The organism is Cognatundibacterium luofuense, from assembly GCF_018139685.1.
In the GTDB taxonomy this organism is placed as follows: Bacteria; Pseudomonadota; Gammaproteobacteria; order Burkholderiales; family Burkholderiaceae_D; genus Undibacterium; species Undibacterium luofuense.
In genome coordinates this window covers 1-288 of the sequence record NZ_JAGSPN010000602.1, presented here as the reverse complement: position 1 = coordinate 288, position 288 = coordinate 1, and the positions used below count along the sequence as shown (strand labels likewise).

Here is a 288-nt window from a genome sequence, read left to right as displayed (position 1 = left end):
ATGCTGCTTAAGATGATCGGCATCCGGAGCTAGCACACCCAATAACAAAGCGAGCCCGCTGGTATGCACGCCGCCCAGATGCACATGATTTTCCGCGACCGCATTGCCATCGACCGCGGCAGGACTGAACAGAGCCTGCTGCTGCCCCACGATGCGCTGCATATCGTGGGTAGTCAGACTATGCGGCGACATCAGATGCTGCGCAAACTTCCAGCCCACCACCAGCGCCGGATCGAGCTGCGCACAAAAGCGCACATACTCCTGCTCCTGCCCATCGCGGTAACGCAC

Annotated in this window: 1 protein-coding gene; it reads right to left on the bottom strand. The window is 59.7% G+C overall.

Translation table 11 applies throughout. The features are described from left to right. A partial coding sequence (locus KDM89_RS21820) for a hypothetical protein (protein ID WP_212689854.1) occupies positions 1-288 on the bottom strand: 288 nt, incomplete at both ends.